This is a genomic window from Flavobacterium sp. DW-iso2 (assembly GCF_058725285.1).
The window spans coordinates 25,750-40,667 of sequence record NZ_JBZXDY010000015.1 but is presented as its reverse complement, the minus strand read 5'-3'; the positions used below and the strand labels follow the sequence as shown (position 1 = coordinate 40,667).

The 14,918-nt window shown below is 35.0% G+C and carries 14 protein-coding genes; 5 read left to right on the top strand and 9 right to left on the bottom strand.

Annotated elements, in window-relative coordinates; translation table 11 throughout:
• The first annotated feature begins 15 nt into the window (after nucleotides 1-15).
• Nucleotides 16-378, top strand: a complete 363-nt coding sequence (locus AC4PRO_RS11410) for a hypothetical protein (protein WP_074722970.1) — start codon at nucleotides 16-18, stop codon at nucleotides 376-378.
• 77 nt (nucleotides 379-455) lie between these two features.
• On the top strand, nucleotides 456-1,064 hold the full coding sequence (locus AC4PRO_RS11405) for a GNAT family N-acetyltransferase (RefSeq protein WP_492117431.1): 609 nt from the start codon (nucleotides 456-458) through the stop codon (nucleotides 1,062-1,064).
• Here the strand turns inward: AC4PRO_RS11405 and AC4PRO_RS11400 are convergent.
• The 3 genes from AC4PRO_RS11400 to AC4PRO_RS11390 form a co-directional block, all read right to left on the bottom strand.
• Nucleotides 1,061-2,905, bottom strand: coding sequence for a PAS domain-containing protein (locus tag AC4PRO_RS11400; RefSeq protein ID WP_492117430.1), 1,845 nt, complete (start codon nucleotides 2,903-2,905; stop codon nucleotides 1,061-1,063). The genes AC4PRO_RS11405 and AC4PRO_RS11400 overlap by 4 nt on opposite strands.
• A 268-nt stretch (nucleotides 2,906-3,173) precedes the next feature.
• Nucleotides 3,174-5,063, bottom strand: coding sequence for a heavy metal translocating P-type ATPase (locus AC4PRO_RS11395; protein WP_492117429.1), 1,890 nt, complete (start codon nucleotides 5,061-5,063; stop codon nucleotides 3,174-3,176).
• Between the two features lie 281 nt (nucleotides 5,064-5,344).
• Entirely contained in the window at nucleotides 5,345-6,475 is a 1,131-nt protein-coding gene (locus AC4PRO_RS11390) for a Rieske 2Fe-2S domain-containing protein (RefSeq protein WP_492117428.1), read from the bottom strand.
• 321 nt (nucleotides 6,476-6,796) lie between these two features.
• On the opposite strand from AC4PRO_RS11390, the gene AC4PRO_RS11385 reads away from it, so the two are divergent.
• Nucleotides 6,797-7,237 carry a hypothetical protein gene (locus tag AC4PRO_RS11385; protein WP_074722965.1) on the top strand — a complete coding sequence of 147 codons (441 nt, stop codon included), beginning with the start codon at nucleotides 6,797-6,799 and terminating at the stop codon, nucleotides 7,235-7,237.
• Between the two features lie 90 nt (nucleotides 7,238-7,327).
• Here AC4PRO_RS11385 and AC4PRO_RS11380 read toward each other — a convergent pair whose 3' ends face one another.
• The 6 genes from AC4PRO_RS11380 to AC4PRO_RS11355 all read right to left on the bottom strand — a co-directional run bounded on the left by AC4PRO_RS11380 (nucleotide 7,328) and on the right by AC4PRO_RS11355 (nucleotide 13,179).
• On the bottom strand, nucleotides 7,328-8,509 hold the full coding sequence (locus tag AC4PRO_RS11380) for a peptidylprolyl isomerase (protein ID WP_492117427.1): 1,182 nt from the start codon (nucleotides 8,507-8,509) through the stop codon (nucleotides 7,328-7,330).
• A 40-nt stretch (nucleotides 8,510-8,549) separates the two neighbouring features.
• Complete coding sequence (locus AC4PRO_RS11375) at nucleotides 8,550-9,674, bottom strand: peptidylprolyl isomerase (protein WP_492117426.1); 1,125 nt, start codon at nucleotides 9,672-9,674, stop codon at nucleotides 8,550-8,552.
• 16 nt (nucleotides 9,675-9,690) lie between these two features.
• On the bottom strand, nucleotides 9,691-10,386 hold the full coding sequence (gldI, locus tag AC4PRO_RS11370) for a gliding motility-associated peptidyl-prolyl isomerase GldI (protein WP_492117425.1): 696 nt from the start codon (nucleotides 10,384-10,386) through the stop codon (nucleotides 9,691-9,693).
• Between the two features lie 6 nt (nucleotides 10,387-10,392).
• The gene (locus tag AC4PRO_RS11365) at nucleotides 10,393-11,400 is read right to left on the bottom strand and encodes a DHH family phosphoesterase (RefSeq protein WP_492117424.1); all 1,008 of its coding nucleotides are present in this window, start codon (nucleotides 11,398-11,400) and stop codon (nucleotides 10,393-10,395) included.
• Between the two features lie 67 nt (nucleotides 11,401-11,467).
• Nucleotides 11,468-12,724 (bottom strand): voltage-gated chloride channel family protein, encoded by a 1,257-nt coding sequence (locus AC4PRO_RS11360; RefSeq protein ID WP_492117423.1) that lies wholly within the window; start codon nucleotides 12,722-12,724, stop codon nucleotides 11,468-11,470.
• Between the two features lie 65 nt (nucleotides 12,725-12,789).
• The gene (locus AC4PRO_RS11355; RefSeq protein WP_492117422.1) at nucleotides 12,790-13,179 is read right to left on the bottom strand and encodes a RidA family protein; all 390 of its coding nucleotides are present in this window, start codon (nucleotides 13,177-13,179) and stop codon (nucleotides 12,790-12,792) included.
• A gap of 264 nt (nucleotides 13,180-13,443) precedes the next feature.
• Between AC4PRO_RS11355 and AC4PRO_RS11350 the strand changes: the two genes are divergently transcribed.
• Nucleotides 13,444-14,040 (top strand): hypothetical protein, encoded by a 597-nt coding sequence (locus AC4PRO_RS11350; protein WP_492117421.1) that lies wholly within the window; start codon nucleotides 13,444-13,446, stop codon nucleotides 14,038-14,040.
• 171 nt (nucleotides 14,041-14,211) lie between these two features.
• On the top strand, nucleotides 14,212-14,913 hold the full coding sequence (locus AC4PRO_RS11345) for a hypothetical protein (RefSeq protein ID WP_074722957.1): 702 nt from the start codon (nucleotides 14,212-14,214) through the stop codon (nucleotides 14,911-14,913).
• The last annotated feature ends 5 nt before the right edge of the window (nucleotides 14,914-14,918 follow it).

Here is a 14,918-nt window from a genome sequence, read left to right as displayed (position 1 = left end):
AAAAAACACAATGATATGTACGAATTAATTTTTTGGAAATATTTAGAGGAGGTTTACTTAAACCATCAAGAAGTGTATGAAGCACTCGATGAAGAAACTGCAATTGAAGGCCTAGAAGAACTTCCTGTTCAGGTAATTTTGAATAGAATTGCTTCTGTATTTTCAAAATGGGAAAAGGTAGATGAGAATAGTTGGAAAAACAATAGTGGACCAGGAGCTTTTCAAGTACTAACAACGCCACAAAGTATACAGATTGATTGCTATGGTACCGAAGGGAAAACAATGGATCAATTAGTGAATATTATGGAAGAATATAAATGTCCATTGTATGACCCACAAGTTCCTATGCGCTACGATGAAATGTATGCGCCAGAGTAGTTCTATTTTATAAATATAACGCATAATATAGAATTGAAGTAAAAACTACCAAAATACTAATTTCTGATACTTAGCAAATGAATTTGGATCCTTTCCCTGACTTAATTCTTGAAAATGAAGCGGTTTTACTTCGTCCACTTCTAGAAAGTGATTTTAATAATTTATTAGATTTTTCAATTAACGAGCCTGATACTTGGTGTTATTCTTTAGTACGTGCAAACGGAAAAGAGAATTTAGAGAAGTACATTCAGATAGCATTAGCTGCAAAAGAAAGAAAAATAGAGTTTCCGTTTATTGTTTTCGATAAAAAATCTGGTAAGTATGCTGGTAGCACTCGTTTTTATGATATTAATTTTGCTCATAAAACACTGCAATTAGGGTATACTTGGTACGGTGCAGCTTTTCGAGGAACAGGATTAAACAAGCACTGTAAACTTTTATTATTACAATTTGCTTTTGAAACACTTGGAATGGAACGTGTCGAGTTTAGAGCTGATAATGATAATAAAAGAAGTATTGCCGCGATGAAAAGTATCGGCTGCATTGAAGAAGGCATATTGCGAAATCACATGCCAACTTATAATAGCGACATACGACGTGATACTATTATTTTAAGCATTCTTAGAGAGGAATGGTTTAGCAATGTTAAGCAGCGCCTTGTTGGTATTGTAAAGGAATTGAACTAATCTCCAAGCTTCGATTCTTTTTCTTTGCCGTCTTCTTTTATTTCCTCTTTTTTATCCTCTGTTTTTCTAAAACCTATTAGTTGTCGGTATTTTGTTTCTGTTTTTTTTAATTCTTCCTCTAAGTGTTTGTATTTACTGATATCTTTTATGGTAACTACCGCTGCAACTACATTATTGTCTAGGTCGATTAATGGTCTCCCGCTAATAAGAACTCGTTTTTTTTCACGTTTGTCAGAGTCCCAAAGCACAATGTCAATATCATTTGTAACTTCTCCGTTTAATGCTCGTTCCATAGGTAAGTTTTGAGAAGGAAAAATTGTTTTTTCATCAGGGAAATAAAGCTCAAAATGATCTGAAATGTTAGCTGATATAAGATCATCTTCTTCAATTCCAAACATTTCATTTGCAATATAATTTGCCATGATTACCTTTTTTTGAGAATCTGCCACGATAACGCCTTCACTTATATTCTCAAGAATCAGTCGCAATTTTTCCTCATTTTCATAGAGCTCATCAATTGCTTGTTGTTGTTCTTTTTCTAATTGTACAAGTGTTGTAATGTCGCGTGCAACGGCATACATTAATCTCGTTTTTGGATCAGCAATGGCAGACCAAATGAGCCATTTAAATGAACCGTCTTTACAGATCCATCGGTTTTTAAACTCAAGTATTTGAGACCCATCTCGAATCGTTTCAATTTCCTTTTGAGTGCTTTCTTTATCATCTGGATGTACAAAATCGAGAAAGGGATGTTTTAATAGCTCCTCTTCTGAGTATCCTAATGTTTTAACCATTGTAGGATTTATTTTTTCAAATTTTTCCCTTGAAGCAATAATCATAATGTCTAGTGAGATATTGAAAAAATTATCAGCTGCATTTAATGATTTTTCATTTTCGACTAATTGCGTTACATCACTTGCAACGGCATACAATAAACCCGTTTTTACATCAGGGAAAGTAGACCACTGAATCCATTTGATAGATCCGTCTTTACCTATATATCTGTTTTTAAACTGTTTTGTAGTTGCTCCAGTTTCTAGTTTAACAACTTCCCCTTCTGTATTCGTTTTGTCTTCTTTATAGACAAAGTTTAGAAAAGGCTGGCTTAATAGTTCTTCTTCAGAATAGCCTAGTATTTTGATAGTGGCCGGATTTACTTTAACAAAGTGTGTTGATGAAGCAATAATCATCATTTCTGCAGACATAGTAAAGAACTTGTCTGATGCAACTAAGGATTCTTCCATCTTCTTTCTTTCGGTAATATCAGTAGATATTCCTCCAATCGCGTAAATCCTACCCGTTGAGTCATACAAAGGGAATTTTACAGCTATGTAAGTATGCTTGCCATCTTTTTGCTGGATGGTTTCTTCGGTCTTTAATTCGCGTAGTTTTTTTACGACCTCAATGTCTGAGTTTCTGTAGGCTTCAGCAACACTTTCTGGTAAAAAATCATAGTCTGTTTTTCCTATGATTTCATCATTCGATATTTTAAATAGATCCCCAAATTGTTTGTTAATCAAAAGATATTCGCCGTTTATTCTTTTTATAAAAATGGGATTGGATGTATTGTCAATAATTGACTGAAGTAATTGCCTGTTGTCGAATAGTAATTTTTGAGATGTCTGCTTAGCTTTTAATTGCGAATTAATAATAAAGTAGACAACAATTAATAAAATGATGGATAGCGCAAATAAAGCAACCTCTACCCAATCCAATATCGAATCCATTGTTTTATCTCTTTGCTTGTTAAGTCGGGAAATGAAAATCCATCCAGAAGCAATGACTACCAGAACATTTATGACAAACCCAATAAAGACTTTTTTTTCAAATGATATTTTCATGGACTAACATTTTAATTTGATTTCTAAAAAGCTTGATAAAGAGAAGTTCGCTTGCTTATCATTATGAAAGTTAGTGAATTATATCCAATTTATTATCTCAAAATTATTTTTTTTAGAGTGAAATACCACACAAAAAAGATCTGAATGGAATAAAATTGTGAATTTGAAGTGCTGAAAATTAGTTCGTAATTTTTAGTAGCCTTTAGTTAATGTTTTGCACTAGAAATAGAAGGTCGTTATATATATAAATTAAGGTGATAGTTGGTCTTTATTTGTTTTCAAATTTCATCAAGTTCAGACTCAATAAAATCACAACCAAAGTAACTCCTACATCTGCAGCAATCGCGAAAACCAAATTGCTGTATCCCAGAAAGGCCAATGTGATAAAAATTACTTTCACGGCGATGGCTCCTATAGTATTGATTTTTATTCTTAAGAGGGTTTTTTTGCTGAGACGAATTAGAAACGGGATAAGGGAAAGTTTGTCGTTCATCAGGGCAATATTGGCTGTTTCAATGGCCGTATCGCTTCCGGCAGCTCCCATTGCAATTCCCACGGTACTTAATGCCAGAGCTGGTGCATCGTTTATGCCGTCTCCAACCATGGCCACGTTACCATATTCTTTTAAAAGAGCCGCCATTTTATCCGATTTGTTTTCCGGAAGTAAGCCCCCAAATACTTTTTTGATACCGACGGTATTGGCCACAAAATGAGCTGCTTTTTCGCTGTCTCCTGTTAGCATTATTAACTCAATATTAAGCGCTTGTAATTGTTTTATGGCGGTAATGCTATCGGGTTTTATAGCATCAGTCAAACCTATAATACCGGCGACACCTTGACCAAAACTAACGACAACGCTTGTTTTGCCTTCTGAAGCTAATTGTTCGACAATTTTTTCAGCTTCTTCAGTTACTTCGTGATATTCTCTAATGAAGTCAAGTTTACCCACAAAAACAGTTTCATCCTCACAAACTAAACATCGTGCAATTGCCCCTTTTCCCATGATGCTTTTAAAACCTTCGGCTTTATGCGGTTCAAAACCCTCCGCTTTGCTTGCTGTGACAATGGCTTGCGCCAATGGATGTTCAGAGAAAAGTTCTGTTCCGGCGGTACAGGATAAAAGCTCTTCACGGCTGGTTCCATTTAGCGGAAAAACATCGGAAACGATTGGAGTTCCATAAGTGATGGTTCTCGTTTTGTCTAAGGCAATCGCTTTTATCTGAGCCATGGCCTCGATGTATTTCCCACCTTTTACCAGGGCTCCTTTTGCGGAAGCATTTCCTATAGCAGCGTAGATGGCAACGGGTGTAGAGATTACAAGTGCGCAGGGGCAGGCAATCACTAAGAGCGTAATGGCTTGTTTCAACCAAAGGTCAAAGTCTAAGTTTAGTATAAATACTGGTATTGCAAAGACCAAAACTGCCATCGCGATTATAGTAGGCGTATAGAATTTAGAAAAACGTTGAATGAATTTCTGGGTGTCACTTCTAGATGCAGCTGCTTCAAAAGTCAGACGAATTATTTTTGCGAAGGTGGTATCTATAGAAAGTGTTGTGGTTTCCATTTCGACAAAACCATTTTTGTTAAGTGTTCCTGCAAATAAAATATCGCCTGGATGCTTGTCTTTCGGCATGGGTTCTCCAGTAATAGCCGCTTCATCAACGGTTGTTTCTCCTGATACTATTTTTCCGTCTAGCGGAATCATTTCACCGGGTTTCACTTGAATGATAGTGCCTACAGCAACTTTGTTTACGGGAACATTTTTATTTTCTGATTTGACAAAAGCGGTTTTTGGGGCTATGTTTACTAATTGGTCTAATGCCGATTTTGAGTTCTCAAGACCTATATCTTCAAGCCGTTCGCCCAAAACATAGAGTACAATAACAACTGCCGCTTCAGGGTATTCTCCCAAATAAAAGGCCGCTACAACAGCAATTGTCATTAGTAAATTGATGCTGCTGAATTTAAGTTTAAAAATCGCTTTTATACCATTTATCAAAACGGCGTGACCAATACCGATGATAAATACGGCGAAAATAAAAGGGCCGTAAGGCATAGGGATGTGTATACCAATAATAGATAAAATTTCTAAAATGATAACGATTGTTACGGCTGAAAGTAGTAAAATAAATTTTTTATCTTGAATGGGGAGTTTCATATATAAATCATTTGTTCTAACTGAATTTTAGTAATCCTTAAGATCCGAACGGATCGTTTTATGGGTATGCCAGCAGTTACGAGAAAATTGGGGATGTTGTATTTGTTTTTTTGAAGGCTAAGTTAAACAAAAATAACGTTTCGTCCGTTGATGTAGCATATTATGTAATAGCTGGAAGTCTGTTTTTAGTATTGGGGGCAGCAAGTCTCAGTAGCTGAATTAGCAGCCATGAAAAACAGCTTTTTTAAACAATTTTTTTAGAGTAGTACTGGCGTCTAACTCTAAATATTCATCTCTGGATTGTCAATATCTGCGGATAGAGAATCTTGTCGATGTGGTTTTGGAGCGATTATTTTGAAAAGATCTCTTTTTTTTATTTGAGATAGAGTTTCGACACAGTTATCTATCATTTCTTTGGTAGTGCGCTTTATATACTCACTCTTTTTAAATTGTAGGACATTCTTGTCCATGTCTTCCGCTGTCCATCCTCTGCTCCAACCCAAGAAACTGAATGGAGGAAAGACAAATCCCAAATCAGTAAAAAACACCATTAATTGACCTGCGACAGCTTGGATATTGTCTTGGCCTCCAGTGATAATGAAAGCTGCGACTTTGTTTTGTATTAATATTTTTTTCTTGAGAGTAATTTGATTTTGCACCGTATTCAATCTTTCTGCCATTTTGTAGTATAAAGAAGAAGCATTTCCCCAGCGAATGGGAGTAGCCACCAAAACTACATCAGCCCACAATACCATGTCGCGATAGACCTGCGTCATGCCATCTTTGACATCCATTTCAGTCACACTACAGGGCCAGGTACAAGCATTCATATGCTGAGAATAATAGCCTTCGCAATGCCGAAAGTTCAATTGCCTTAGCTTTATCATTTTTGTTTCGGCTCCATATTTTTCAGTTGCATACGCCAAGGCTTTTTCAAGCGCATTTTCGGATGTGCTGAACCGTACCAGATCATCATTCATATTGGTGGTTGAGATTCCTAATATGTTTATAGAAGTTGCCGTGGTCTGGTATTTTAGATGAATTAAATCGTCCAAGGCACTTAAATCGTGTGTTGCTTTTTTGGCTTTAATTATGGGTTCTTCGCTTATTAGAACCGCATCTCCCTTTATTTTTATTTCATAAACTGCCTGCTGGTCTTTGTATCCTGGCGGTGCTGTACCCGTTTGGATATTATATTCCCAGCCATGCCAAGGACAGGTTACGTAAGTACCATCGTATTTCTTTTCAATACATCCTAAGCCTAGCGGACCTCCTTTATGTAAACAGGCATTACCAATAGCCGTTATTTTTCCGTTGAAATGAAACAGAGCCACTTTTGAATTTTTTACTTTTACTATTTTACTGCTGCCTTCTGGAAGTTCAGAAAGCGATGCTACTTTTATGAAATCCATTTTCGAATAATTTAATGTTTGACACAAAAAATCGTGCTGTCCTGTGAATCCAATCTTTCGAATGTTCTTCTGAGAGGTTGGTGTTAGCAATGTTTCTAGCAGTGATTAAGCTGCTTTGAATTCAGGATGTTGGGAATTAGATTAAGCTAAATGTTTATAGTCTCATAAAGATAGGGAAAAAGCAATGAATTGCAAAATGGTTACAAGCATGTAGACCTCGCAAGAATTGCTACTATTAAGAAGACATTGAAAATGATAAAAAAATAAAACATAGCGCAATTTGCCAAAAACTTTGCGAACTTTGCGGTAAAATAGAATCAGATGAAAATAAACTTAAAAAACGGAATTGATCAACTCATTTTCGGGATGAAACAAAAGGATGTTACTGCAATATACGGTAAGCCGGATAGAAACTATAAAGACGAAGATGATAACGTCATTTTTGCTTACAACACTCTCAAAATCCGTTTGACATTCTACAAAGAGGAAGACTTTAGACTAGGTTATATGGTAGCTTCTAATCCAAACTTGGAGTTGTTTGGACATAAAGTGATTAATAGAAAAATTAGTGAAGTCAAAAAAGAATTGGTTGCAAAAGGAGTAGCTAAATTTACTCAGGAAGAATTTGATACTTTCGAAAACTATTTTAACGAAGACAATTGGATTATCTTTCAAACAGAATTTGATGAGGTTGTAAAAGTTGAAGTGGGAGCTATCATCAATCAGAAAGATGAATTTGATTGGAAGTTTAAGAGTAAATAATAGTTAAAGAAACCCATTAAATGATAAAAACCCGATACATCTAAAAATGTATCGGGTTTATGTTTTTAAAATCTCTCTTATAGTCTTTTTTTATTGTTTTGGACCTGTCGGTTTTTCGAACATCTCCAATTCAAAAATTAGCGTTGTATTTGGCGGTATAACACCACCAGCGCCTTGTGCTCCATAAGCCAAATTAGAAGGAATAAATAATACCGCTTTGTCTCCATAAGACATTAGGCTTAATCCTTCTAAAAATCCAGGAATCATACCGTCTTTTTTCCCAGCCTGAAAAGGAAAGGCTTGATATCCGTTTTGTGCAGCTCTATTTTCATCGTATTTACCGTACGATTTATTTACGTCTTCATAGCTGCTGTCAAATAAATTTCCATCTTCAAAATAACCGGCATAGTGAAAATAGAAAGTGCTACCATCAATTGGTTTTACATCTGTTCCTTTTTGAACTATTTTGTAAGTCAGTCCGGAAGGAGTTGTCGTCGCAGTTGCTTTTACAGTTGCAAAATATGCCTTTTTTGAAGCAATTACCGGTGCGTATTTTTCAATAGAGGCTTTCTTACTTTCTGCTTCAATTAAAGCTTGTTTTTTAGCCTCTTCTTCTTTGTTTAGAAAATATTCAGAAAATACTTTTGGAGCATCAAACTTTTTTGCAAGAGTACCTTTGCGTGTAATAGTGATCTTAGTAATCACATCACCTTGAGCGATTGCATTCACGACATTCATACCCTCAGTTACATGTCCAAAAATGGTATGCTTGCCATTTAGCCATGGTGTATCTTTATGAGTTATAAAGAATTGACTTGAGTTAGTGGCTGGGCCTGAGTTAGCCATAGCCAAAATGCCACCTTTGTCAAACTTCAGATCAGTAAATTCATCTTTGAAAGCATAGCCAGTACTGCCAGCTCCACTTCCTGTAGGATCGCCTCCTTGAATCATGAAGTTCGGGATTACACGATGAAATTTTAATCCATCATAAAAAGATTTTCCTTTTAGTTTATCGTCAGTCACAAGAGTGTTTTTTCCTTCAACAAGCGAAATAAAATTGGCAACTGTAATAGGTGTTTTTTCGTATTCTAACTGAGTTGTGATGTCGCCTTTTGTTGTTGAAAAAGTGGCAAAAATACCTTCAATAACTGGAGTTTTTACTACAGTCTTAACGGTTGTGCTAGATTTCTTAACAGGGATAGTTTTTTTTGTGGTCTGAGCCTGCGCATTTAACATTCCGATGCATACTAAAAATAAAAATTTAAGTTTCATTTTATATTTATTTAAGGACTAATTATATATTTCTATTCGATTATTGAGGCATTGTTTCCAATAATTCTATTTCAAAAACAATATTTGCATTGGGAGGAATTACATCTCCTGCACCGCCAGCGCCATATGCTAGGTGTGATGGTATGAACAAAATTGCTTTGTCACCAAAAGATAATTTTTCTAATCCTTCAATGAATCCAGGAATCAACCCATCCTTTTTTCCAGCTTGAAATGGAATTGGTTGATATCCATTTTGAGCAGCTCTATCAGGGTCAAATTTCCCGTAGGTTTGAGCAACATTTTCTATACTTGTATCAAAAAGATGACCATCTTCTAGAAAACCTGCATAATGAATATATACTGTTGTGCCTTTTGCTGGTTTTTTGCCAGCTGCTTTGGTTGTAATTACATATTTTAGTCCTGTAGATGTTTTTGTAGCTTTGCTTCTTAAAGCATTAAAATATTTTACCTTGTCTTCACGGACATCTTTATATTTCTCATCGTATTTTTTTTTACTTTGTTCTTCTAAAGCCAGTTTTTGCTTTTGCTTTTCAGATTCCACAGAGAAGTAGTCATAAAAAGTTTTCTCTGCATTAAATTTTTTTGCGGCTTCTCCTTTTCGGATAATTGTAACTTTATTAACTAAATCACTTTGCTCAATCAAGTTTACGACATCCATCCCTTTATCGACTACATGTCCAAAAATAGTATGTTTGCCGTCTAACCATGGGGTTGCAACGTGTGTAATGAAAAACTGACTGCTGTTAGTGGCTGGGCCGTTATTTGCCATTGCCAAAACGCCACCTGCACCAAAGCGCATATCAGTAATTTCATCTTTAAATTTATACCCAGCATCACCTGAACCTGTACCTAATGGATCTCCTGTTTGTATCATGAAATCTTTAATCACTCTATGGAATCTTAATCCATCATAAAAGGGTTTAGCTTTCAGGTTGTTATTAGTGACAAAATCATTTTTACCTTCGGCCAAAGTAACAAAATTAGCGACCGTTATAGGTGCTTTATTATAATCTAAAGCTACTATTATATCACCTTTGTTAGTTTGTATTTTGGCATATAAACCATCTGGAAGGTTGCTGTTTTCCTCATTGCAGGAAAACAATGTGGCGATTGTGAGTAATACGAATAAGATTCTTTTTTTCATAATGATAGTGGTTAACTTACTGTTTTAAAGTGTCTTTTTGTTTTATCGGAGTTGGGATTGTTTTTTTTATTGGAGCCGGTACTGGTTGGGTACTGTCTGTCGTTACTGTTTTTACAGCAGGATTAATAGGGGTTGATTTGGGTACTATTTGTTTTTTATATACGGCTTCTGGTTTAAAATCATGCAGGGTCACGGTGCAAATCAAAGGTTGGTTTACACCTATTCTTTTATTGTCTCCATGATAGCCAAATCCCATATGCGATGGAAAAAGAAAATTAACTTTCTCGTTTTTATGCATTAGTTTAATACCGTCTCTTAATCCCATCATTATTTCTTGTTTGTCGACATAATAGGTTTGTGGTCTTAATTCTAATTCAGAATATATGATAGCACCGTTAAGATCTTTTATTTCATAGTCAAAGAACACCACATCTCCTTTTTTTGGAGTTAGCGTGTCTATTTCATTTTGAGTGTCATAGGAATACCAATAGCCTTTTGAAGAGGCAATATAATTCACTTCTGGATTGCTTTTCATCAGTTTTTTGATCTGATCTTCTTCACCAGCCACTAATTTTTTATTTCTTACCACTGATTTTTTCATGAAACTCCCTGAAGTTTGTGAAATAGGTCTTCGTGCTTCCTGGTGCTGTTTGCAACTGGAAACCATAAGTGATAAAAATAAGATAATTACGACAATAGGACTAAATTTCATGATGGGTTATATCGTTAGTTTTGTTATTAATTCGTCAAATTTGCGTACAGTTTCTTCCATTGATACTTCTGATTTTCCTCCAGCAGCATTGCGATGTCCTCCACCTTGAAAATGATCTCTTGCAAATTGATTGACATCAAAGTCTCCTTGTGAACGAAAAGATATTTTGATTATTTTTTCGTCTTTGTTTTCGATAAAAATGGCAGTAAAAATAATTCCTTTTATGCTCAAACCATAGTTTACGATGCCTTCAGTATCGCCTTTCACATAACCAAAGGTATTTAATTCATCCTGTGTAAGCGTAGTATAGCTTGTTTGATGTTCTGATATTACTTTCAAGTTTTGAAGCGCTCTACCCAATAATTGCAATCTGCTATACGAACTATTTTCAAAAAGCAAAGTGGGTATTTTAGTATTTTCAACACCTAAATCAATTAATTCGGCAACAATTCTATGCGTGTTTCCTGTAGTGCCTGGGAATCGAAAAGAACCGGAATCAGTCAGGATTCCAGTATAAATACAGGTTCCTATAATCTTGTCGATGTCTTCTTTTTTACCAAGAAAGGAAATGAAGTTGTAAAGCATTTCGCAAGTGGAACCAAAAGAGGTGTCTGAATACGTGTAAGCAGCATAATCGTCTGGTTTTTGATGATGATCAATCATGATAAATGGCGCCTTCATCGCGGCTAAAACAGTTTCCATATCGCCACCCACGCGGTGCAAAGCATTGAAGTCTAACGTAAAAATAAGGTCTACAGCTTCTAGTATTTTAGTACAGTTTTCTTTGTCTTTTTCGAATATTTTAACGGTTTCTGAGCCTGGAAGCCAAGCGAGGAAATCCGGAAATTCATTTGGAGCAATCACGATAGGCTCATGATTATTTTTCAATAAAAAGTGATATAATCCTAAGGTAGAACCCATAGCATCCCCGTCAGGACCTCTATGTGGAATAATTGCAATTTTTTTTGGTGTTGCTAATAACAACTGTATCGCTTGAATGTCTTGTATTTTCATAGTGTGCGAATTTACATTTTTTTAATGTAATGTTGAAAATATTTAGAAATTAACGTTGTTTTTTAGATCAAAAATTGTCTAATCTTCTTCTTTTAAACTTTTGGTATAAAAGATGCTTAGGCCCTTTTACTATTTGTGATTGGTAAATACCTACTGATCCCGATGCCAAATAAGCTATAAAACAAGCAAGCCCAATAAATAATCCGCTTTCTATTCCAAAGAGTTCCATTCCCATAACGGTGCAGGCAATAGGTGTGTGTGTAGCCCCTGAAAATACAGCCACAAATCCCATTCCTGCCAAAAGTGCTATAGGCATTGGGACAAAAATGGATAAGGCACTTCCTAATGTGGCGCCAATAAAAAATAACGGGGTAACTTCGCCCCCTTTAAAACCAGCACCTAATGTAAAACCAGTAAACAATATTTTGAGTAGAAAGTCATAATATTCACTTGGATTCGAGAAAGACTCAACAATAATAGGAACTCCTAAGCCTTGGTATTTTGTAGTTCCGATGAAATACATAGCAAATGCAAATATAATCCCTCCAACAAATGGACGTAGTGGGGGATATTGTATTGTTTTCGAAAATAAAGTACCCCAAAAATGGATGCTTCTTGAAAAAAGCATGGCTGCCAAACCAAACAAAACACTAATAGGAATAATCCAAAGCAATAGCGTTAAAGTAAAACTAGGAACGATAGGAATGGAATAATGGGTGTGTTTTACTGCCCAAAACTCGACTGTGTAGTAAGCTATAAAGGCTACTATAAAGGATAAAACAATGCTTTTGTAATTGATTTTACTGAAATATAAAACCTCTAAAGCAAATAAAGCCCCTGCTAACGGTGTCCCAAAAACGGAAGCAAACCCGGCACTGATTCCTAAAATAATAAGTGTTTTTCTTTCTGAATTATCGAGTTTAAATAGATCGGTAAATTGATCAGCTATTGCACCACCCATCTGCACCGCCGTTCCTTCACGACCGGCTGACCCACCAAATAAATGAGTGATTATCGTGCCGATAAGCACTAACGGAGCCATTATTAAAGGAATCGTCTTTTTTGGCGTTTCGTATTCTTCTAATAGTAAATTATTGCCTTTTATAGCTTCTTGACCGTAATAGTGATATCCTAATCCAATCAATAAGCCACCAATTGGCAAGAGCCAAATAATCCAGTTGTGCTGTTCTCTATATTGTGCTGCCCATTCCAGCGTCACTAATAAAAAGGCGGATGCTGAGCCTGACAAAAAGCCTATCAAAACACAAATGGAAATCCACTTGAGAGCAACTACTATATTTTTTTTTATTTTTTCTGAATTCATTCTTGTTAATAGTGGGATTACCCAAGCAATTTTTGGCTAAAGTATTACAATCCTTCCGAACTATTTTATTTTTCAGAAAGTACAGCAGTAAATTCAATTTCCACGAGATATTCAGGAGCTACTAATTTGCTAATTTCATAGAAACCCGTAGTAGGTTTTATATCCTTAAAAAATTGAGCATGTGCTGTAGCAACTGCCTCAAATGAAGTGATGTCAGTAGTGAAAATTCGGGTACGAATAACATCTTTCATGCTCGCATTTAAATCTTCAAGTACTTTTTCTACTCTTTCAAGGATGTTAAGTGTTTGAGCGTAAGCATCGTCAGATTTTACTTTTACCCCATCCACAATAGCCACCGTTCCTGATACTTCAATGATGTTTCCAATTCGTACAGCACGACAATAACCCATTTTGTCTTCCCAAGGAGAACCTGTTAATATGTTTTCTCTTTTCATTTTATTGCGTTTTTTTAGTTTGTTATTTTAGGAATGTGATTCGATTATAAACTTTGGTATATTTTTTGCAATTTATAAAAAATAATAAAATAAAAAATACTGATTTTATAAAAAAAGGTTTGATTTTGCTGGTTGGGATTTATCATATTATAAACGCTACAGTATACTATTTTTGAATATTTAAAGTTATAGTAGGAGATTAAACTACGCCATTTTTATTTTTTTATATACTATTGGTTTTTTATTTTTTAAAAAAATGTACAGATGATTTATAAATATACAAACGGAATTGTTCGAATTCTCTTCTTTGTTTTCATTTTAGGGACGAATATCAATTGTTATGCTCAGGAAGGATTTAAAGGTAAGTTTAAAGCGATTCCTCCTAAAAGTAAGGATTTGAAAATTAAACCAATAGTTCCGCAAATTCCGGATCCACCTCGAGTTGTACCTTATGTTCCTGCTGGTATAGCAGAAAATAATTTTAGAGTACCAAAGAATGATGTTATTGTTGCATCAGAAGTGTATAAAAGAAACCAAGATTTAGGGATTTTTAAAACAAATTCTAAAACGGCAAGGGTCAGATATCGTGATGGCGCCTATGTTGATGGCGATAGAATTAGGATTTATGTAAATTATAAGGTCGTAGAATATGAAGTTTTACTGGATGGAGACTTTAAAGGGTTTGAACTGAAACTCGAAAAAGGGATTAATACAATTGATTTTGAGGCATTAAATGAAGGTTTTGCCGCACCTAATACTGCAGAATTTCAGGTTTATGACGATAAAGGAAAGCTTATTTCTTCGAGTCAATGGAACATTGGAGAAGGATACAAGGCGACAATAATTGTCGATAAGCAATAAATGTGGTTTTTAATAAAGAATATGGATTGAACTATTAATGTAGGATGTCTTTCAGTTAAATAGGGTTAAATTTTTTCTAATGTTCGTTCGAGGTTTTGTTTTCTAATTAGAAAGCTTGGTATATTTGCCGCAACTTGATATTGAGAGTGTTTAAAAACAAAGGGGTATAATATGAAACAGGTTTTATTGGTTATTATGATGTGTTTTGCAATAAATGGCTATTCTCAAACTGAGTTTAGTTCTAAGTTTAAAGCGATTCCACCTTTGGATACAAGCATTAAAACTAAAAAAGCGATTCCTGCGCCAGTTGCTCCACCAGATATTGTTGCTCCTAATATTTTAAAAAAGCCTGAAGTCAAATTTCAGAGTACTAATTTTAAAATTGGTGATCCTGATCCTATTTCTATGATTCAAACCAATGATTTTATTAATCCAGGTGATGAAGTGAGAGATAAAATGAATAAGAATATTGAAAAATCATTAGTCAATAATGGATTAAAAGAGAATACTTCTTATTTAAACCTAAAAGACTTGGATTTTGGAATCATTCGTACAAAGTCAAAATCTTTAACGATTCGAGTAAGAGACTATGGTGCAATTGATGGAGATTTGATTAAAGCTACCGTTATTCACAATTATAAGGGTACTGTTTTAGCAAATAATTTATACTTAGAATCAAGTTTCAAAGACATCAAAATAGAACTCCAAGAGGGTCTTAATTATTTAGAGCTAGAAGCTTTAAACCGTGGGTCGTTGGGAGGAAATACAGGAGCTTTTTATATTTATGATAAAGAAGGAAATTTACTGCTGTCTGACTTGTGGAATAATTTTGACACAGGAGTCAAATCTAATTTTACATTTATAAAAGAATAAAAATT

What these genes read in the sequence shown, in the direction of transcription:
- AC4PRO_RS11410 (WP_074722970.1), top strand. Translation starts at nt 16, where the DNA reads ATGTACGAATTAATTTTTTGGAAATATTTAGAGGAGGTTTACTTAAAC.
- AC4PRO_RS11405 (WP_492117431.1), top strand. Translation starts at nt 456, where the DNA reads ATGAATTTGGATCCTTTCCCTGACTTAATTCTTGAAAATGAAGCGGTT.
- AC4PRO_RS11400 (WP_492117430.1), bottom strand. Translation starts at nt 2,905, where the DNA reads ATGAAAATATCATTTGAAAAAAAAGTCTTTATTGGGTTTGTCATAAAT.
- AC4PRO_RS11395 (WP_492117429.1), bottom strand. Translation starts at nt 5,063, where the DNA reads ATGAAACTCCCCATTCAAGATAAAAAATTTATTTTACTACTTTCAGCC.
- AC4PRO_RS11390 (WP_492117428.1), bottom strand. Translation starts at nt 6,475, where the DNA reads ATGGATTTCATAAAAGTAGCATCGCTTTCTGAACTTCCAGAAGGCAGC.
- AC4PRO_RS11385 (WP_074722965.1), top strand. Translation starts at nt 6,797, where the DNA reads ATGAAAATAAACTTAAAAAACGGAATTGATCAACTCATTTTCGGGATG.
- AC4PRO_RS11380 (WP_492117427.1), bottom strand. Translation starts at nt 8,509, where the DNA reads ATGAAACTTAAATTTTTATTTTTAGTATGCATCGGAATGTTAAATGCG.
- AC4PRO_RS11375 (WP_492117426.1), bottom strand. Translation starts at nt 9,674, where the DNA reads ATGAAAAAAAGAATCTTATTCGTATTACTCACAATCGCCACATTGTTT.
- gldI (WP_492117425.1), bottom strand. Translation starts at nt 10,386, where the DNA reads ATGAAATTTAGTCCTATTGTCGTAATTATCTTATTTTTATCACTTATG.
- AC4PRO_RS11365 (WP_492117424.1), bottom strand. Translation starts at nt 11,400, where the DNA reads ATGAAAATACAAGACATTCAAGCGATACAGTTGTTATTAGCAACACCA.
- AC4PRO_RS11360 (WP_492117423.1), bottom strand. Translation starts at nt 12,724, where the DNA reads ATGAATTCAGAAAAAATAAAAAAAAATATAGTAGTTGCTCTCAAGTGG.
- AC4PRO_RS11355 (WP_492117422.1), bottom strand. Translation starts at nt 13,179, where the DNA reads ATGAAAAGAGAAAACATATTAACAGGTTCTCCTTGGGAAGACAAAATG.
- AC4PRO_RS11350 (WP_492117421.1), top strand. Translation starts at nt 13,444, where the DNA reads ATGATTTATAAATATACAAACGGAATTGTTCGAATTCTCTTCTTTGTT.
- AC4PRO_RS11345 (WP_074722957.1), top strand. Translation starts at nt 14,212, where the DNA reads ATGAAACAGGTTTTATTGGTTATTATGATGTGTTTTGCAATAAATGGC.